Raw genomic sequence first — 18302 nt, 5'->3', positions numbered from 1 at the left:
ACACCATGACCGCTCATGCGATAGCCGTTGACCCCCGGCAGCCGGAAAACTTTATCACCATTACCCAGGAAATCCCCGAACCGGGCGAATACGATCTTCTGGTGGAGGTTAAAGCGGTTTCCGTTAATCCGGTCGATACCAAAGTGCATGCCGGGCTGCGCCAAAACGGTTTACAACAGCCGCGCATCCTCGGCTGGGACGCCAGCGGCGTGGTGGTGAAAACCGGCAACGCCGTCGGCAATTTCAGAGTGGGCGACGAAGTATGGTATGCCGGCGATATTACCCGCCCCGGCAGCAACAGTACCCATCAGTTGATCGACGCCCGCATCGCGGCGCATAAACCCGTCTCGCTGGACTGGCCCGCGGCCGCGGCGCTGCCGCTCACCTCCCTTACCGCCTGGGAAGGCTTATTTGAACATCTGAAAATCCAGCAGGCGGATGAAGAAAAAACGCTGCTGATTATCGGCGGGGCCGGCGGCGTAGGATCGCTGGCGATTTCGCTTGCCGCCCTGCGCAGCCCGGTAAAAATCATCGCCACGGCGTCGCGCCCTGATTCGGCGGAATGGTGTCGCCAGCGCGGGGCGCATCTGGTAGTCGATTATCGCCATCTGGTTGACGGGCTGGAAAAAGAAGGCATCAAACAGGTAGACTATATTTTCTGCCTGAATGATACCGACGGCCACTGGGATGCCATCAGCAAACTGATTGCCCCGCTGGGACACATCTGCACCATCGTGGAAAATCAGCATCCGCTCGATCAAAACGCCCTGAAGCTAAAAAGCGCCGTGCTGCATTGGGAATTCATGTTTACCCGCAGCATGTTCAACACGCCCGATATCAGCCGGCAGGGAGAAATTCTGCAGGAGGTCGCCCATTTGATCGATACGGGAAAATTACAGGGAACGGCAAGCGAAACCTTGCAGGGGCTGAGCGTTGAAACGCTACGCCAGGCTCATCGGAAAGTGCTGGAAGGACATATGCGCGGCAAGGTGGTTATTGCCTTCTGACGGGGAAACACCAGCCCCGGAGAGGGGCTGGTCACAGACCGCTGAATAAAGTTTGATATTAGGGAGAGCGTGGCGAGGGGCCGTAGCGGCGTAAGCCGCCGGAGCGCCCCTCGGTACGGTAGGCCCGTGTATCTCAGACTCACAGACAGCTTTGTCGGCAAACTAAACTTATCAGTACAACAGACGGGCACGGATAGTGCCGGGTATCGCTTTCATCAGTTGTAACGCCGTATGCGCGCCGTCAGTTTCAACATCAATCACCACATAACCAATCTCCGCGCTGGTTTGCAAATACTGCGCCGCGATATTGATGCCCTGTTCGGCAAAAATCTGGTTAATCTGCGTCAGTACGCCAGGGCGATTTTCGTGAATGTGCAGCAGGCGGGCGCGTTCGCCATGAACGGGCAGTGAAACTTCAGGGAAGTTGACCGCGGACAGCGTGGAGCCATTATCCGAATATTTAGCCAGTTTTCCGGCGACTTCGGCACCGATATTTTCCTGAGCTTCCTGCGTTGAACCACCGATATGCGGCGTCAGCAACACGTTATCAAACTCGCATAGCGGTGACAGAAACGGATCGCTGTTGGATGCCGGCTCTTGCGGGAAGACGTCAATCGCCGCGCCGGCGATATGCTTGCTGGTCAATGCCTCGGACAGCGCGGCAATATCAACCACCGTACCGCGCGACGCGTTAATCAGAATCGAACCCGGCTTCATCAGCGTCAGCTCTTCGGCCCCCATCATATTCTGGGTACTTTCCGTTTCCGGCACATGCAGGCTGACCACGTCGCTCATATTCAGCAGATCGGAAAAATGGCGAACCTGCTGGGCATTCCCCAGCGGGAGCTTACTTTCGATATCATAGAAATAAACGTGCATACCCAGACTTTCCGCCAGAATGCCCAACTGCATACCGATATGACCGTAGCCGATGATGCCCAGCTTCTTGCCGCGTGCTTCATAGGAACCGACGGCCAGCTTGTGCCAGACGCCGCGATGCGCTTTGGCGTTCGCCGCCGGAATACCGCGCAGCAGCAACAGCATTTCGCCAAGCACCATCTCAGCTACCGAGCGGGTATTGGAAAAAGGCGCGTTGAATACCGGAATACCGCGTTTTGTCGCCGACGGCAGTTCAACCTGATTGGTACCGATACAAAAACAGCCGACCGCAATCAGTTTTTCAGCGGCGGAGAAAACGTCTTCCGTCAGGTGCGTACGCGAGCGAATACCGACGAAATGCGCGTCGCGGATGGAGGCTTTCAACGCTTCCGGATCCAGTGCGCCTTTGTGATATTCGATGTTGGTGTAACCCGCGGCGCGCAGATTTTCCAGCGCGCTCTGATGCACCCCTTCAACGAACAGAAACTTAATCTTATCTTTTTCTAATGATACCTTTGCCATTTCCCGACCTTATTTTCAGACTTCAGATGCGGCAGTTTGCTAAACAGCCTCTGCCAACATAACAAAAATTACGCCGTCTTCAATACAAACGATTGCCTCTCTCGTACGGCTCGTGGGAGGAGCGCTCAACATTTCCGGCAAAAAATATGGCTAAATAAACACATCGCCATATCGACGATAAATAAAATAAGAAAAAGTGATATTAAGTGCCAAAAATGAGCTGTAGACGACAAATGTATTTTTATACAAAAAATTTTCCGGCGCGGCAATCCCGCTCACGCCCCGGAGGCGGGAGCGTTACCTCACCGTTTTCACTCCTGTCGAGGTGCCGACCAGCGCCACATCCGCGCCGCGGTTGGCGAAAAGCCCCACGGTGACGACGCCGGCAATACCGTTTATGTGATTCTCAACGGCAACCGCATCCATAATGTTCAGGTTGTGAACATCGAGAATAATATTGCCGTTATCGGTCACCACGCCCTGGCGATATTCCGGCTGTCCGCCCATTTTGGCCAGTTCCCGCGCCACATAAGCCCTGGCCATGGGAATCACCTCAACCGGCAGTGGAAATTTACCCAGCACGTCAACCTGTTTTGACTCATCGACAATGCAGATAAACTGACGGGCGATGGCGGCAATGATTTTTTCCCGGGTCAGCGCCGCGCCGCCGCCCTTTATCATCTGCATATGCCCGTTGATCTCGTCCGCGCCGTCGACGTACACATCCAGGGAATCCACCTCGTTACAGTCAAAAACCGGGATCCCCAGGCTTTTCAGTTTGGCCGTCGAGGCGTCGGAGCTGGATACCGCGCCGGTAATCTGCTGTTTGATCGACCCCAGCGCATCGATAAAATGCGCGGCGGTCGAACCGGTCCCCACCCCAACGATGGTATCGGGGCGAACGTAATCCAGCGCCGCCCAGCCAACTGCTTTTTTCAGTTCATCCTGTGTCATAGTCTGTTTCAGGCCCATAGCTACGAAAGTACGAAAACGTGGGCGTATTATAGAACACCCATGGGGGGAAATGGCGTAAATTCCCCCCGCCGTCGGCGCATTATTTTATCGCCGCCGCAGGTATATAAGATTTCTGCATGGAAAAGCGCAAAATGTGGCATAGTGAAAAAATAGATTTCGTTCAGAGGAATTTTTACTTTCATGAAACGCCCGGACTATCGAACGCTTCAGGCTTTGGACGCCGTTATCCGCGAACGGGGTTTTGAGCGCGCCGCGCAGAAACTATGCATCACGCAATCGGCGGTATCCCAGCGCATCAAGCAACTCGAAAATCTGTTCGGTCAGCCGTTGTTAGTCAGGACCATCCCTCCCCGCCCCACGGAGCAAGGGCAGAAACTGTTGGCGCTGCTGCATCAGGTCGAGCTGCTGGAAGAGGAGTGGCTGGGTAATGAAGCCAGCAGCGACATTCCGCTGCTGCTGTCGCTGGCGATCAACGCCGACAGTCTGGCGACCTGGCTGCTGCCGGCCCTGCAACCGGTGCTGGCGGACTCGCCCATCCGGCTGAACCTGCAGGTGGAGGACGAAACCCGGACCCAGGAAAGATTACGCCGCGGCGAAGTGGTGGGCGCGGTGAGTATTCAACCACAGCCGCTGCCAAGCTGTCTGGTGGATAAACTGGGCGCTCTGGACTACCTGTTTGTCGCCTCCCCCGCTTTCGCCGCCCGCTATTTTCCCAACGGCGTGACGCGTGCGGCGCTGTTACGCGCGCCGGCGGTGGCATTCGATCATCTCGATGATATGCATCAGGCATTCCTGCAGCAAAACTTCGATTTATCCCCCGGCAGCGTACCCTGCCATATTGTGAACTCTTCAGAAGCCTTCGTGCAGTTGGCCCGCCAGGGCACCACCTGTTGTATGATCCCGCATCTGCAAATCGAGAAAGAACTGGCCGACAACGAGCTGATTGATCTGACGCCGGGGCTGTTTCAGCGCCGGATGCTCTACTGGCACCGTTTCGCCCCGGAAAGCAGGATGATGAGAAAGGTTACCGACGCCCTGCTGGCGCACGGACATCAGGTGCTGCGACAGTCTTAAACGCCGTTCTTTTATGGATTACGCTGCAGTTCAAACACCACGTCGACCTGATCGTCAAAGTGGATGGTTTGCTGTTCATAGGTTTGCGCCGCTTCGCTTTGGGCCGCCACATCCGCCGTTTTAAACATCCGGGTCACCGGCATCGGCTGATAGTTGGCGACGTGGTAGCGAATACTGTAAATCGGTCCGAGCTTGGCGTTAAATCCCTGAGCCAGGGATTGTGCCTGACTGGTTGCCTGCTCAATGGCCTTTTTGCGCGCCTCGTCACGGTAGGTATCAGGATTGGCCACCCCCAGATCGACGGTGCGGATTTCATTCAGACCGGACTTCAGCGCGCCATCCAGCAGCTCATTCAGCTTATCCAACTGGCGCAGCGTTACCTCGACCTGGCGCACCGCGCGATACCCTTTCAGCACCGATCCGCCGGTCTTCAGGTAATCATATTCGGGTTGGGTGCGTAAGTTGGCCGCATTGATATCTTTCTTTTCAATGCCGTTTTTTCCCAGAAAATCAAAATACTGGGCGACGCGGGCATCAACCTGTTTTTTCGCATCCGCGGCATCTTTGGACGATACGCTGACCTCAATCGCCAGACGGGCGATATCCGGCGTGGCGTCAACGCTGGAGGTGCCCGACGTCACGATATGCGGGCCGTCAGGCAATTCCGCGGCCAGCCCGACAGCCGAGGCGCCTAAACCAACCATAGCGGCCAATGCCAATACTTTTAGCTTCACAATGTCTCCTTTATTGATATTTTGTCGCCAAGACGGCCGCCTGAACGGCTTACCGTCGTCTATTTTCCACCGCGGCGGTTAACGGGCAGCATACCGCACGGCCGACACAACAAAATATAGGTGAATTTCTGAAACCGGGGGTAAAGCCGGGTAATTTATTGCCAGCCGTAGCGCGCCAACTGGCATGCAATCCCCCACATCACCACGCCGACGAACAGGTTAATCGCCCGCTGCGCGCGCGGCGTATTCAGCCACGGGGCCAGCCAGGCCGCCAACAGCGCCAGAGCAAAAAACCAGAGGAAAGACGCGGTGATGGTTCCCAGCGCAAACCAGCCGCGGGCGCCATCGGCAAACTGGTTGCCCAGACTGCCCAGCACCACAAAGGTATCCAGATAGACATGCGGATTAAGCCAGGTGACGGCCAGCAAGGTCGCCATAATGCGCCCGCGGCTCTGCTTCATCACCACGCTTCCGACCCGCGCCAAATCCTTGCTGAATGCCGTCTTGAACGCCCCCCAGCCGTACCACAGCAGAAAAGCGACGCCGCTCCAGGTCACCACTCCCATCAGTAATGAAGACTGGCTGAGCAGCGCGCTGCCGCCGAAGACGCCCGCGCAAATCAACGCCACATCGCTGAGCGAGCACAGAAGCGCAATCATCAGGTGATATTGCCGCCGAATCCCCTGATTCATGACAAACGCATTCTGCGGGCCCAGGGGCAGAATCATTGCTGCGCCAAGAATAAATCCCTGTAGATACACCGCCAACATCACCGTCTCCCTGCAACAATAGCGATTGAGATGAGCGGCAGTTTATGGAGAGTCTTACATTAATGGAAATTTAAATTTCTAATAATACATTAGAGACTCTAATGACAAAGAGGGGAGATTAACCATCTCAGGGATCACGGTGCGGGAAAGTGGAAGACTCACGCTCCTTCTTCTGCAGGAAAAAAGTGATAAAAAACAGCGAAAACATAAACGGCAGCTCGTACAGCTCTTCCATCAGATTCTTATACCGTTCGTCACTCACAAACAGAAATGCCAACAGGCGCTGATGCTCTATGGCGTCGGAAATCAGAAAACAGCCCACCATCAGCCCGATATCCAAAACGGGCAGGGTTTCCGTTTGAAAACGCCGGATGATTTCACGCCTGATAGAGGGAAGTAAAAGCATCAGCAGGGGAATGCCTATCAGCACCACGGATATCGCCCGAAAATAGATCCTCGGTACATCCGGCAGATAATTGCGCCCCCAGCTGATGCCGCGGCCAAAAAGCACCAGCCACAGGCTGATGCTCCATAACCAGAAAATGCGCTTATCTCTCTCACAGCGTAACGGTTTGATGTAAAACCAAGTGAATATCGCCCCGAACAATAGCCAAAAAGACTGAAATAATTCAATATAATCAATCAGATCCTGGTTTTCGGAAAGGAAACGCTGCCCGATGTATGGCAGAAACAGGGCAAAAAGAAAAATGACAACCGTATGAAAATACGGTGTGCGGTCTAGCTTCATTGTCAGTATCAAACAAAAGGAAAAAATGAGATGGGTTACGATAGAACAAAAGCGGAATATTATCTTCACCTTTAAAGCGATTGTGTCGCGTAACGCGCTTTATCGGGATGGGGATTGCCGCAGAACCGTTATCCGGGAATAACATTCCCGGATAACCCAGCCAATAGGTCAGTTCGCGTCCTGCCGCCCGGCGTTATACAGATGCACATCCATCTGCGGGTAAGGGATACCGATACGATTTTCGTCCAGCGCCCGCTTGAAGCTCTCCAGCAGATCCCAGTACACCGCCTGCGCATCGCCGTTGGTGGTCCACACCCACACCACAAAATTCAGCGAGGACGCCGCCAGTTCATTCAGCCGAATGGTCACGCCTTTATCGTGCTGGATACGTTTATCGGCCGCCACAATATCCCCCAGCAGCTTTTTCACCACCTCGATATCCGCATCATAGGCCACGCCGACAACGATCTCGGTGCGCCGATCGGGCTCACGCGAGCTGTTGATGATATTCCCGGCGATGATCTTACCGTTCGGCACAACGATAATCTTACCGTCGGCGGTACGCAGTGTGGTGGAGAAAATCTGCACCTGCGTCACCGTACCGGCAATACCGCCCAGATCGACCCACTCGCCAACCCGAAAAGGCCGGAATGTCACCAGCAGCACGCCGGCCGCAAAGTTTGCCAGCGACCCTTGCAGGGCCAAACCAACGGCCAGACCCGCCGCACCCAGCACCGCGATAACCGATGCCGTTTGTACGCCGACCCGGCTCAATACGGCAATCAGCGTAAACGCGATAATGCCGTAGCGCACCAGCGCCGCAAGGAAATCGGCCACCGTTGAATCAATAGAACGGCTCACCAGCAGGCGATTCAGCGTTCCGGACAGGATTCGGGCGATAACCAGACCTACAATCAGGATCAGCAATGCGGCGACGATATTAACAACGTACTGCAACAAGACATCCTGGTGGCTGACCAGCCAGCCGGTCGCCTGTTCTACACCAACGTTCAGTTCTTCCATTTAATAACTCCTGTTTCTTGCGCTCTCTGACTGAGCATCACTTTCACACCAAAAACCGCAATCAGCGGCGAAATCTGTACCTATAAAATAAGGCCCCCGTAGGGGCCTTAGCGATAAACCTTTAAGAATCTTAGTTAAAGAACGTCAATAGCGTTCAGTTCTTTAAAGGCTTTTTCTAAACGCGCAACCATTGTGGCCTGTGCGGCGCGCAGCCATGCGCGCGGATCGTAGTATTTCTTGTTCGGCTTTTCAGCGCCTTCCGGGTTGCCCAACTGGGCCTGCAGATACCCTTCGTTTTTCTTGTAGTACTGCAGAATACCTTCCCAAGTCGCCCACTGGGTATCAGTGTCGATGTTCATCTTGACGACGCCGTAACCCACCGCCTCTTCAATTTCCGCGGCAGAAGAACCGGAACCGCCGTGAAATACAAAGTTCAGACTGTTGTGCGGCAGGTTGTATTTTTCCGAGACGTAATCCTGCGAGTTACGCAGAATTTTTGGCGTCAGTTGAACGTTGCCCGGCTTGTAAACGCCGTGCACGTTGCCGAATGACGCGGCGATAGTGAAGCGCGGGCTGATGGCACTCAGTTTTTCATAGGCATAAGCCACGTCTTCCGGCTGAGTGTACAGCGCGGAGTTATCCAGATGGCTGTTGTCCACGCCGTCTTCTTCACCGCCGGTACAGCCGAGTTCAATCTCCAGCGTCATACCCAGTTTCGCCATGCGAACCAGATATTTGCTGGAGATTTCAATATTTTCTTCCAGAGACTCTTCAGACAGATCGATCATGTGGGAAGAGAACAGCGGCTTACCGGTGGCGGCAAAATGTTTTTCACCGGCATCCAGCAGCCCGTCCAGCCACGGCAGCAATTTTTTGGCGCAGTGGTCGGTGTGCAGAATAACCGGCACGCCGTAGTGTTCCGCCAGCTGATGCACGTGGTGCGCGCCGGAAATCGCACCCAGGATAGCCGCCTGCTGGCCTTCCGCCTTCAGGCCTTTACCCGCGATAAATGCCGCACCGCCGTTAGAGAATTGAACGATCACCGGCGCGCGTACTTTGGCTGCGGCTTCCAGCACGGCATTAATTGAGTCGGTGCCGACGCAGTTTACTGCCGGCAGGGCGAATTTGTTTTCTTTCGCTACTGCGAAAACTTTCTGAACATCATCACCAGTGATGACACCAGGTTTTACGAAATCAAAAATTTTAGACATGTTACGCGTCCCGTTTCGTTGGCCGTGGGGGGTTAAAAAAATCTATCGTTAAATCGATAGCCGTCCCGACACCACTGACGGGACGACCAGGGTTGAGGCAGTGAACCGAGCTCAACCTAAAGCGTTACTGTTTCGCACGTTCTTCCAGCATAACAACCGCTGGCAGTTTTTTCCCTTCGACGAACTCCAGGAAAGCGCCGCCGCCGGTAGAAATATAGGAAATTTTATCGGCAATACCAAACAGGTCGATCGCCGCCAGCGTGTCGCCGCCGCCGGCGATGGAAAACGCATCGCTTTCGGCAATGGCTCTGGCGACAATCTCGGTGCCTTTACGGAAATTCGGGAATTCAAATACGCCTACCGGGCCATTCCACAGAATGGTTTTGGCGTTTTTCAGAATGTCCGCCAGACGTTCGGCGGAAACGTCGCCCAGGTCCAGAATCTGTTCATCGTCTTTAATCGCGGTGACGGATTTCAGAGTGGCCGCGGCGGTTTCGGAGAATTCCGTCGCTACGCGGACATCGCTCGGCACCGGAATATCACAGGTTTCCAGCAGTTTTTTCGCTTCGGGGATCAGGTCCGCTTCGTACAGGGATTTACCCACGTTATGACCCTGGGCCGCAACGAAGGTATTGGCAATACCGCCGCCGACAATCAGTTGGTCGGCGATTTTGGACAGGGAGTCAAGCACGGTCAGCTTGGTGGAAACTTTTGAACCGCCGACGATGGCCACCATCGGACGCGCCGGGTTACCCAGCGCCTTACCCAATGCTTCCAGTTCATTTGACAGCAGCGGGCCGGCGCAGGCGACGGGGGCGAATTTACCCACGCCGTGGGTGGAAGCCTGAGCGCGGTGCGCGGTGCCGAAAGCGTCCATCACAAATACATCGCACAGCGCGGCATATTTTTTGGCCAACACTTCGTCGTCTTTCTTCTCACCTTTGTTGAAGCGTACGTTTTCCAGAACGACCAGCTCGCCTTCCGCAACGTCTACGCCATCGAGATAATCTTTTGCCAGACGAACCGGGGAAGACAATTTCTCTTTCAGGTAATCGACCACCGGCTGCAGAGAAAACTCTTCGTTGTATTCTCCTTCGGTCGGACGTCCCAGGTGGGAAGTCACCATCACGCGGGCGCCCTGTTTCAGCGCGCTTTCGATGGTCGGCAGAGAAGCGCGGATACGCGCATCAGACGTCACTTTACCCTCTTTTACCGGCACGTTCAGATCCGAGCGGATCAGTACACGTTTGCCGGCCAGATCCAGATCGGTCATCTTAATTACAGACATGGTGAATCCTCTTGTTGATTCTCTTTTAAAGTTGCTTGAGCGAGGTATCGATCGCCGACCAATACCCTCGTACTAGAAACCGCAGGTCGCCATCGCCCGGGTTGTATCCAACATCCGGTTGGCAAAACCCCATTCGTTATCGCACCAGACCAGCGTTTTAATCAGATGCTGACCACTGACCCGCGTCTGCGTGCCATCAACGATGGCACTGTGGGGATCGTGGTTAAAATCGGCCGAAACCAACGGCAATTCGGTATAATCAACTATACCACGAAATGCCCCATGCGCTGATTCTTGAAATAGTACGTTGATTTCATTAACATTTACCGCTTTTTTTACGCTAACGCTTAAATCGATCGCCGTGACGTTAATCGTCGGCACCCGAACGGATATCGCCTCAAAACGATCGACGAACTGCGGGAAAATCCGCGTTATCCCCACCGCCAGTTTGGTATCCACCGGAATAATGGACTGGCTGGCGGCGCGGGTACGCCGCAGATCGTGATGATAGGCGTCAATCACCGGCTGATCGTTCATCGACGAGTGGATCGTCGTTACCGTGCCATTTTCAATACCAAACGCGTCATCCAACAGTTTAATAATGGGAATAATACAGTTGGTGGTGCAGGATGCATTCGACACGATACGGTGTTCGGCTTGTAAATTCTGATGATTGACGCCGAACACCACGGTGGCATCCAGATCGGGCGTTCCAGGGTGCGAAAAAAGCACCTTCTTCGCCCCCGCGGCCAGATGCGCTTCGCCGTCTTCACGGCTGCCATATACCCCGCTGCAATCCAGCACCACGTCAACGCCGAGCTCACGCCAGGGCAACTGCTGGATATCGGCCTGATGCAACAGTCGGATACAATCCTCTCCGACATACAGTTGATCGCATTCCTGACGAACATCCCAGGAGAAACGTCCGTGGCTGGAGTCATACTTGAGCAGGTGGGCGATCCCCTCTGCGCTTGCCAGTTCGTTGATGGCTACCACCGCAATTTCCGCCCGGCGGCCCGACTCGTACAGCGCACGCAGAACATTGCGGCCAATTCGGCCAAAACCGTTTATCGCAATACGGATCGTCATGGAACTTCCTGTGTTTTGGTGGTCGCGTCAAGCTCATAGGATAGTCAGTACGCCACAAGGAATAAACCGCTTCTTGTGCTTCCTGACCCTCCGCGCCGCTTCCCTCTGGAAGATGGCCCGATAGCGGCTGATAAAATGCAACCAACATCACAACTGAAACGCTTCAGCTAGCATAAACGAATTAGCCTGCAAAAGAAATATTCTCACTAGGCGGGTGCCAGAAGAGTGACGCACGTCATATTTCTACCTGGCAAACGGCGGGCTGGAAGGTGGTGGAGCGGCAGAAACGAAACAACCAGCAAAAAGCCGCCAGATCGCTCTGGCGGCCCAGATGGCGGCTATCGCCCGGTGCGGAATTTACTGCAACAACGCCTTAGCCTTCGTCACCACGTTATCCACGGTGAAACCGAACTCTTCAAACAGCAGCTCCGCCGGAGCGGACTCGCCGAAGCTCGTCATCCCGACAATCGCGCCGTTCAGGCCGACATACTTGTACCAGTAGTCCGCAATGCCCGCTTCGATCGCCACGCGCGCCGTCACCGCCTGCGGCAGCACCGCTTCACGGTAGGCCGCATCCTGCTTGTCGAACGCGTCGGTGGAAGGCATCGATACCACGCGCACCTTGCGCCCTTCCGCCGTCAGTTTGTCATAGGCGCCCACCGCCAGTTCGACTTCGGAACCGGTGGCAATCAGGATCACGTCCGGCTGGCCGCCGCTGTCTTTCAACACATAGGCGCCTTTCGCCACATCGGCCAGCTGCTGGGCGGTACGCTCCTGCTGAGCCAGATTCTGACGCGACAGTATCAACGCCGTCGGACCGTCCTGGCGCTCAATGGCATATTTCCACGCCACCGCGGTTTCCACCTGATCCGCCGGACGCCAGGCGCTCAGGTTGGGCGTCACCCGCAGGCTGGCCAACTGCTCCACGGGCTGGTGCGTCGGGCCGTCTTCGCCAAGGCCGATGGAGTCATGGGTATAAACGTAAATGCTGCGGATTTTCATCAGCGCCGCCATACGCACCGCATTACGGGCGTATTCCACAAACATCAGGAACGTGGCGGTATAGGGAATAAAGCCGTCGTGCAGCGCGATACCGTTGGCAATCGCCGTCATGCCGAATTCACGCACGCCGTAGTGGATATAGTTGCCCGCATGGTCTTTATCCAGCGATTTGGAGCCGGACCAGATGGTCAGGTTGCTCGGCGCCAGATCGGCGGAACCGCCGAGGAATTCCGGCAGCAGTTTACCGTAGGCTTCCAGCGCGTTCTGCGAGGCTTTACGGCTGGCGATCTTCGCCGGGGTCGCCTGCAACTGCTCAATGAATTTCTGCGCGTCGGCCTGCCAGTTATCCGGCAGGGCGCCGTCGGTACGGCGCTTGAATTCCGCGGCCAGTTCCGGGTAAGCGCTGGCATAGGCGGCAAAGAGCTCATCCCAGGCGGCTTCTTTGCGCTGACCGGCGGCTTTCGCATCCCACTCGGCGTAAATCTCCGCGGGAATGTCAAACGGCGGGTACTTCCATCCCAGCTGTTCGCGAGACGCGGCGACCTCGCCGTCGCCCAGCGGCGCGCCGTGGGAATCGTGCGTGCCGGCCTTGTTCGGCGAACCGAAACCAATCACGGTTTTACACATCAGCAGCGACGGCTTGTCGGTCACCAGCCGGGCCTCGCTGATAGCGCGCTTGACGGCGTCCGCATCGTGTCCGTCCACGCCGCGTACCACATGCCAGCCGTAAGACTCAAAACGCGCGGCGGTGTCGTCGGTAAACCAGCCCTCGACATGGCCGTCGATAGAGATGCCGTTGTCATCATAAAACGCGGTCAGTTTGCCCAGTTTCATGTTGCCCGCCAGCGAGCTGACTTCGTGGGAAATCCCTTCCATCATGCAGCCATCGCCCAGGAAGACATAGGTATGATGGTCGACAATCTCGTGGCCGGGACGGTTAAACTGCGCCGCCAGCGTACGTTCGGCAATCGCCATGCCGACCGCGTTGGCGATGCCCTGCCCCAGCGGCCCGGTGGTGGTTTCCACCCCGGCGGTGTAGCCGTACTCCGGATGGCCGGGGGTTTTGGAATGCAACTGGCGGAAATTTTTCAACTCTTCAATAGGCAGGTCGTAACCGGTAAGGTGCAGCAGGCTGTAAATCAGCATGGAAGCATGGCCGTTGGACAGCACGAAGCGGTCGCGGTTAGCCCAGTGCGGGTTGGCGGGGTTATGGTTAAGGTAATCACGCCACAGGACTTCGGCGATATCCGCCATACCCATCGGTGCGCCCGGATGACCGGATTTGGCCTTTTGCACCGCATCCATGCTCAGCGCACGAATAGCATTGGCAAGTTCTTTACGAGAGGACATGCTTTACTCCAGATCGGATTGAACAGATGCCTTGACAGGCATATGGTATACTAATCAATACGTTAGCTAATAAAGACAAAGAAAAGATGACTATAAATGTACATTAAAATCAAGGTGAATGCACTTGGAACCGTGAGCAAAAAAGAGGATTTCATCTCATTTTTCCGACCGGGCGGATAGCCCACAAGAACGGCGGTCATCGGGCGCCATAGCGGCCGTGATCGGAATCCTCGCCGTCACGCGGATCTTTTTATAAACGCAGTTTTCGGTTATGTTCATGCTCGTTTATCGTTAACGCCATATAACCCACGCGACGATTCGCCGTTACTCACCGCTAATTCACTTAATGACTATCGTAGGGAGATGATTTTATGAATATTCGTACTTCTGTGCTGGCGCTCTGTATCGCCATACCGCTGAGCGCTTGCCAAAACTTTGACACAGGTACATTAATGCAGTCCGGGGCACAGGCCTTTCAGGCGGCTACCCTGAGTGATGAACAGGTAAAAACGCTCAGCGATCAATCCTGCGAGCAAATGGACAAAGAAGCCCAAATCGCGCCTGCCGGCAGCACCTACACCCAGCGTCTGAATAAAATCGCCGATGCATTAGGCCACGATATTAACGGCACCCCGGCCAACTACAAAGTCTACCTGACAAAAGATGTGAACGCCTGGGCAATGGCTAATGGCTGTATCCGTGTTTACAGCGGCCTGATGGATTTGATGACGGATAATGAAGTCGAGGGCGTTCTGGGTCATGAAATGGGGCACGTCGCGCTTGGTCACTCCCGCAGGGCGATGCAGTTGGCTTACGCGGCGACGGCGGCGCGAACCGCTATCTCTTCCACCGGCGGCGTCGCCGCCTCGTTGTCACAGTCCCAGCTTGCCGATCTGGGTGAAAAACTGCTCAATGCGCAATTCTCACAGGTACAGGAAAAGCAGGCCGATGACTATTCCTTTGAGCTGTTGAAGAAACGCGGCATCAAAACCGAAGGGCTGGCGACCAGCTTTGAAAAACTGGCCAAACTGGATGCCGGACATCAAAGCAGCATGTTTGATTCGCATCCCCCGTCAGAAGAGCGGGCCAAACATATTCGTGAACGTATTGCCGCTGAAAAGTAATGGTTACGAATTTAATAATAATTAGTCGTTGAAAACGATTTCCCCATCCGGCGCCTTACACATTCAGGCGCTTTCATGAAATCCGGCCCCCGGTTCCCTGTCGCTGAACTGAAGTCAGGGGTAAAATGATAGAAGACACCAATTAAATAGATTAATTTAATAGTTAATTGTATCAATTAATCTATTTAGACCTCCGCTTTCAACAGGATAAATTGATGTATTTTAAAGATAGCAATGATTTTACAAATCAAGCATACTGTATGTTTATGGGTATAATCGGCTTTTACCAATACAATCATAACGATACAAATCAAACGTTTTGCCATTCCACATTTTTTAAGATATTCATTGTATTAAAGATTTAAACCACTTTAGAGTAACATTTTTTTTACGGTTGAGTGACACGGGCAGCATTAATAACCACTGTTGGTTTATGTTCTTCTTAAAAAATAAACTATTATGCGTTAAAATCATGGATGTCAGAATTTTCAGCAAATGCCATTTTACTATCGTAGGCTTACGTGAGGCTCTATCCCACTCCCCTATGCTATATGTAAGGCCTGCTTATAGGTTTACCCTGCCTCATGCAAGAACGAGCGGTGTTTTTATCATTGACGGCGGCAGCGAAGGGTTTGAAGAATATTATGAGTCAGTAAGAACCTCTTTTTACAAGACGGCCTTGTTATTCATTATCATCAATAACTCCCCTTATCATCTTCCTGTGTGTATTGATAAAAAAACCATGCTTATTTCTAAATCATCACCGATGGATTTCTTTTATAAACTGCCGGACTTCATCCCTTCCCAGAACTCGCATTTACTCAATCCTGTCAGACTATCCAAATCAGAGCAGACTGTTTTTCAATATTGGACTTCGGGTTATACCGCGGAATCAATTTCAGAAATCATCGGGCTAAATAAAAAATCGGTATTGAACAGTAAATCAAGATTACTGAATAAATATGGCGTGCAGGATAAGAACTCGTTACTGCTTATCGCCAAAATTCTCTTCAAAGACACCATCGCGAAGCAGTCGTCTCATTTATCCGAATCAACAAAAAATATTACCGTTATGGGTTCGCTGGCATTCAGGTGAAAAGGATGTGCATAAGCACATCCCTTGCCGGTAAGCCCTTACTCGTCTTCCAGATAGGTATAGCCGTAAAGACCGGTTTCAAACTCTTCCAGGAACTGCGCCTGAAGGTCCGTATCCAGTTCGGTGGCTTTTACCTGATCGCGGAAACGGGCCATCAATACTTCCGGATCGAGCTGAACATATTCCAACATATCGGCAACCGTATTCCCTTCGTCCGACTCCTCAATCTCAACCGAACCATCCTGGAAAACGAATACGTCGACGGTGGCGGTGTCGCCAAACAGGTTATGCATATTCCCCAGAATTTCCTGATACGCTCCGACCATAAAGAAACCCAATAACGGCGGATTATCGGGATCGTACGGCGGCATCGGCATCGTAGTCGCAATACCGTCGCCATCCACGTAATGATCGATGCTGCCGTCCGAATCACAGGTAATATCCAGCAGTACGGCGCGGCGTTCGGGCGGTTTATCCAGCCCTTCCAACGGCATGACCGGGAACAGTTGATCGATTCCCCACGCATCCGGCATCGACTGGAACAGCGAGAAATTGACGTACAGCTTGTCGGCCATGCGCTCCTGCAGCTCATCGATAATCGGCCGGTGGGCGCGATTACTGGGATCCAACTGCCGCTGAATGTCCTGACAGATGCTCAGATAAAGCTGTTCCGCTTTCGCCCGCTGGGTTAAGTCCAGCATGCCGTGCGTATACTGGGTATGCACATCGTGCAGGTCCATCTGGCTGTCATGCAGCCACTCGCGCAGCGAACGGCGCTTGCCCGGCTGTTTGATCTCCTGCCATGTCGACCACAGACTTTCCAGCGCTCGCGGAGCGTCTGCTTCCGGCGCCGTCGGTTCGCTGAACTCATTACGCTCCACGCCGATAATATTGGAAACCAATACGGTGTGGTGCGCCGTCACCGCGCGGCCCGACTCGGTGATAACCGTCGGATGGGGCAAGCCATGTTCATTGCAGGCGTCGCCAATGCCCCAGATAACATTGTTGGCATATTCATTCAGACCGTAGTTCACCGAGCAGTCCGACTGGGAGCGGGTGCCTTCATAATCCACCCCCAGACCACCGCCGACGTCGAAGCACTGGATATTGACTCCCAGCTTGTGCAGCTCAACGTAGAAACGGGCGGACTCGCGCACCCCGGTGGCGATATCCCGAATATTGGCCAACTGCGAGCCGAGGTGGAAATGCAGCAGTTGCAGGCTATCCAACCGTCCCACCGCGCGCAGCGTTTCAACCAGTTGCAAAACCTGAACCGCCGCCAGACCGAATTTGGATTTTTCGCCGCCGCTGGACTGCCATTTTCCGGAACCTTGGGAAGCCAGGCGGGCGCGAACGCCGAGACGAGGCACCACGTTCAGGCGCTCGGCCTCTTCCAGCACCAGCTTAATCTCGGACATTTTTTCAATGACCAGGTAAACCTTGTGCCCCAGCTTTTCGCCGATCAACGCCAGGCGGATATACTCGCGGTCTTTATAACCGTTACAGACGATCACCGTACGCGTCATCCCCGCGTGTCCCAGCACCGCCATTAGTTCCGCTTTCGAGCCCGCCTCCAGCCCCATCGGTTCACCTGAATTGACCAGCGACTCAATCACGCGGCGGTGCTGATTGACTTTGATGGGGTAGACCAGAAAATAGCCGCCCTGGTAGCCAAAGGCGTCGCGCGCCCGTTTAAACGCCGCGTTAATGGAGCGCAGACGGTGCTGGAGAATTTGCGGAAAACAGAACAGCGCGGGCAGGCGCTGATGGTTTTCCTCCTGCAGATCTTTAACCAGCATGGCCAGATCGACGCGGGCCTCCGGCACATCCGGATCCGGACAGACGCTGATATGCCCTAACTCGTTGACGTCGTAATAATTATTACCCCACCAGGCAATATTATAGGTACGAAGCATTTCGCTGGCATTACGGTCATTCATGGCAACCTCTTGCATGGAGCGCAAATTTTCATGTTTACCCGTCGCTGACGAGCCGTGATGAATAATGTCGTCAGACATAACGAACCTCTTCTTTTGTGCGGCCGCTCGCATCCGTACCCGCATGGACAAACCGCATAAGCCGGCCGGCGACACATGGCGCCGACGGTAAAAACATCGCCAGTAACAAACCAGGCTGAATACAGTATGCCGCCGTTTTATTACTCTTATTAGTGTAAAACACGTTGTCAGACTCCGTGGTCCGGGTCAGTGAAACTGATTGTGAAAAATCACTGGGAAATCATTGCCAGAGAAGAACCGCGTACGTCTGGCTCAAGAATAAACGACGGGTTAGCCGGCCCTGGAGTCCTGCGTCGCATTCAGCGACAGGCAACTTCGGGCCAACGAAAAGAAGGGTTGAGCAGCTGACGCCATAGCGTCAAGAGAAAAGCGTTGCGAGCGCAACACACTCA

At 54.1% G+C, this 18302-nt stretch carries 15 protein-coding genes; 4 read left to right on the top strand and 11 right to left on the bottom strand.

Translation table 11 applies throughout. The annotated features are described in order from the left end of the window. The first annotated feature begins 5 nt into the window (after window positions 1–5). Window positions 6–1007, top strand: coding sequence for a zinc-binding alcohol dehydrogenase family protein (locus tag EH206_RS03055; RefSeq protein WP_009111350.1), 1002 nt, complete (start codon window positions 6–8; stop codon window positions 1005–1007). Between the two features lie 171 nt (window positions 1008–1178). Here EH206_RS03055 and serA read toward each other — a convergent pair whose 3' ends face one another. Both serA and rpiA read right to left on the bottom strand, forming a co-directional pair. Continuing rightward, window positions 1179–2408 carry a phosphoglycerate dehydrogenase gene (gene serA / locus EH206_RS03045; protein ID WP_009111349.1) on the bottom strand — a complete coding sequence of 410 codons (1230 nt, stop codon included), beginning with the start codon at window positions 2406–2408 and terminating at the stop codon, window positions 1179–1181. Window positions 2409–2705: 297 nt separating this feature from the next. Next, window positions 2706–3362, bottom strand: a complete 657-nt coding sequence (rpiA, locus tag EH206_RS03040) for a ribose-5-phosphate isomerase RpiA (RefSeq protein WP_040342857.1) — start codon at window positions 3360–3362, stop codon at window positions 2706–2708. 201 nt (window positions 3363–3563) lie between these two features. On the opposite strand from rpiA, the gene EH206_RS03035 reads away from it, so the two are divergent. Continuing rightward, the gene (locus EH206_RS03035; protein ID WP_009111347.1) at window positions 3564–4457 is read left to right on the top strand and encodes a LysR family transcriptional regulator ArgP; all 894 of its coding nucleotides are present in this window, start codon (window positions 3564–3566) and stop codon (window positions 4455–4457) included. An 11-nt stretch (window positions 4458–4468) separates the two neighbouring features. Here the strand turns inward: EH206_RS03035 and EH206_RS03030 are convergent, their stop codons facing one another. From EH206_RS03030 to tkt, 8 genes are all read right to left on the bottom strand, one after another. Beyond that, the gene (locus EH206_RS03030; RefSeq protein WP_009111346.1) at window positions 4469–5191 is read right to left on the bottom strand and encodes an oxidative stress defense protein; all 723 of its coding nucleotides are present in this window, start codon (window positions 5189–5191) and stop codon (window positions 4469–4471) included. Window positions 5192–5346: 155 nt separating this feature from the next. After that, the gene (gene argO, locus EH206_RS03025) at window positions 5347–5961 is read right to left on the bottom strand and encodes an arginine exporter ArgO (protein WP_009111345.1); all 615 of its coding nucleotides are present in this window, start codon (window positions 5959–5961) and stop codon (window positions 5347–5349) included. 127 nt (window positions 5962–6088) lie between these two features. Then, on the bottom strand, window positions 6089–6709 hold the full coding sequence (locus EH206_RS03020) for a hypothetical protein (RefSeq protein ID WP_009111344.1): 621 nt from the start codon (window positions 6707–6709) through the stop codon (window positions 6089–6091). A gap of 168 nt (window positions 6710–6877) precedes the next feature. Beyond that, on the bottom strand, window positions 6878–7732 hold the full coding sequence (gene mscS, locus EH206_RS03015) for a small-conductance mechanosensitive channel MscS (RefSeq protein ID WP_009111343.1): 855 nt from the start codon (window positions 7730–7732) through the stop codon (window positions 6878–6880). 134 nt (window positions 7733–7866) lie between these two features. Beyond that, complete coding sequence (gene fbaA, locus EH206_RS03010; RefSeq protein ID WP_009111342.1) at window positions 7867–8943, bottom strand: class II fructose-bisphosphate aldolase; 1077 nt, start codon at window positions 8941–8943, stop codon at window positions 7867–7869. Between the two features lie 124 nt (window positions 8944–9067). Then, window positions 9068–10231 carry a phosphoglycerate kinase gene (gene pgk, locus EH206_RS03005; RefSeq protein ID WP_009111341.1) on the bottom strand — a complete coding sequence of 388 codons (1164 nt, stop codon included), beginning with the start codon at window positions 10229–10231 and terminating at the stop codon, window positions 9068–9070. 72 nt (window positions 10232–10303) lie between these two features. Beyond that, a complete protein-coding gene (gene epd / locus EH206_RS03000) occupies window positions 10304–11320 on the bottom strand; it encodes an erythrose-4-phosphate dehydrogenase (RefSeq protein WP_009111340.1) in 1017 nt (338 codons plus the stop codon). A gap of 357 nt (window positions 11321–11677) precedes the next feature. Continuing rightward, the gene (tkt, locus tag EH206_RS02995; protein ID WP_009111339.1) at window positions 11678–13672 is read right to left on the bottom strand and encodes a transketolase; all 1995 of its coding nucleotides are present in this window, start codon (window positions 13670–13672) and stop codon (window positions 11678–11680) included. Between the two features lie 371 nt (window positions 13673–14043). Here tkt and loiP point away from each other — a divergent pair, with 371 nt between their 5' ends. Together loiP and EH206_RS02985 are read left to right on the top strand one after the other, a co-directional pair. Beyond that, window positions 14044–14796 carry a metalloprotease LoiP gene (gene loiP, locus EH206_RS02990; protein ID WP_009111338.1) on the top strand — a complete coding sequence of 251 codons (753 nt, stop codon included), beginning with the start codon at window positions 14044–14046 and terminating at the stop codon, window positions 14794–14796. Window positions 14797–15268: 472 nt separating this feature from the next. Then, on the top strand, window positions 15269–15892 hold the full coding sequence (locus EH206_RS02985) for a LuxR C-terminal-related transcriptional regulator (protein ID WP_009111337.1): 624 nt from the start codon (window positions 15269–15271) through the stop codon (window positions 15890–15892). Between the two features lie 38 nt (window positions 15893–15930). Here the strand turns inward: EH206_RS02985 and speA are convergent, their stop codons facing one another. Continuing rightward, entirely contained in the window at window positions 15931–17910 is a 1980-nt protein-coding gene (gene speA, locus EH206_RS02980) for a biosynthetic arginine decarboxylase (protein ID WP_009111336.1), read from the bottom strand. Between the last annotated feature and the right edge of the window lie 392 nt (window positions 17911–18302).

It is taken from the genome of Brenneria nigrifluens DSM 30175 = ATCC 13028 (genome assembly GCF_005484965.1).
In the GTDB taxonomy this organism is placed as follows: Bacteria; Pseudomonadota; Gammaproteobacteria; order Enterobacterales; family Enterobacteriaceae; genus Brenneria; species Brenneria nigrifluens.
The sequence above is the reverse complement of the archived record's forward strand: the minus strand, read 5'-3'. Positions and strand labels throughout refer to the sequence as shown.

What these genes read in the sequence shown, in the direction of transcription:
- serA (WP_009111349.1), bottom strand. Translation starts at nt 2,408, where the DNA reads ATGGCAAAGGTATCATTAGAAAAAGATAAGATTAAGTTTCTGTTCGTT.
- pgk (WP_009111341.1), bottom strand. Translation starts at nt 10,231, where the DNA reads ATGTCTGTAATTAAGATGACCGATCTGGATCTGGCCGGCAAACGTGTA.
- mscS (WP_009111343.1), bottom strand. Translation starts at nt 7,732, where the DNA reads ATGGAAGAACTGAACGTTGGTGTAGAACAGGCGACCGGCTGGCTGGTC.
- epd (WP_009111340.1), bottom strand. Translation starts at nt 11,320, where the DNA reads ATGACGATCCGTATTGCGATAAACGGTTTTGGCCGAATTGGCCGCAAT.
- speA (WP_009111336.1), bottom strand. Translation starts at nt 17,910, where the DNA reads ATGTCTGACGACATTATTCATCACGGCTCGTCAGCGACGGGTAAACAT.
- argO (WP_009111345.1), bottom strand. Translation starts at nt 5,961, where the DNA reads ATGTTGGCGGTGTATCTACAGGGATTTATTCTTGGCGCAGCAATGATT.
- EH206_RS03035 (WP_009111347.1), top strand. Translation starts at nt 3,564, where the DNA reads ATGAAACGCCCGGACTATCGAACGCTTCAGGCTTTGGACGCCGTTATC.
- fbaA (WP_009111342.1), bottom strand. Translation starts at nt 8,943, where the DNA reads ATGTCTAAAATTTTTGATTTCGTAAAACCTGGTGTCATCACTGGTGAT.
- rpiA (WP_040342857.1), bottom strand. Translation starts at nt 3,362, where the DNA reads ATGACACAGGATGAACTGAAAAAAGCAGTTGGCTGGGCGGCGCTGGAT.
- loiP (WP_009111338.1), top strand. Translation starts at nt 14,044, where the DNA reads ATGAATATTCGTACTTCTGTGCTGGCGCTCTGTATCGCCATACCGCTG.
- EH206_RS03055 (WP_009111350.1), top strand. Translation starts at nt 6, where the DNA reads ATGACCGCTCATGCGATAGCCGTTGACCCCCGGCAGCCGGAAAACTTT.
- tkt (WP_009111339.1), bottom strand. Translation starts at nt 13,672, where the DNA reads ATGTCCTCTCGTAAAGAACTTGCCAATGCTATTCGTGCGCTGAGCATG.
- EH206_RS03020 (WP_009111344.1), bottom strand. Translation starts at nt 6,709, where the DNA reads ATGAAGCTAGACCGCACACCGTATTTTCATACGGTTGTCATTTTTCTT.
- EH206_RS02985 (WP_009111337.1), top strand. Translation starts at nt 15,269, where the DNA reads ATGGATGTCAGAATTTTCAGCAAATGCCATTTTACTATCGTAGGCTTA.